Here is a 297-nt window from a genome sequence, read left to right on the forward strand (position 1 = left end):
CAAGCGCCGCGACGTACCTTCCTGTGGAGGCCTTGCAGCCGGACCTGCTGCCGGCCTATGAAAAGGGGACGGGGGGAGACGCTTCGTTTCCCGGAGGATCGGGGGTCATCGGGCCCGACGGCGAATACCTGGTCGGTCCGGTCTTCGGCGACGCGCCCGTCATCTGTGACCTTGACCTTGCGCAGACCATAGCGTTCAAGCACGATCTCGACGTAACGGGTCACTACAGCCGATCCGATATCCTGCATTGGGGCGTCGATCGGCCGGGAACGAGGTATGGCGAGCAAGGCAGACCGG

The 297-nt window shown here is 64.3% G+C and carries 1 pseudogene; it reads left to right on the plus strand.

From position 1 onward, the window contains the following. Window positions 1-32 precede the first annotated feature (32 nt). Window positions 33-297, plus strand: a pseudogene (locus EN852_RS42035) (hypothetical protein); the annotation flags it as partial.

Origin of the sequence: Mesorhizobium sp. M2E.F.Ca.ET.209.01.1.1 (assembly GCF_004010375.2) — a bacterium.
Classification (GTDB): Bacteria; Pseudomonadota; Alphaproteobacteria; order Rhizobiales; family Rhizobiaceae; genus Mesorhizobium.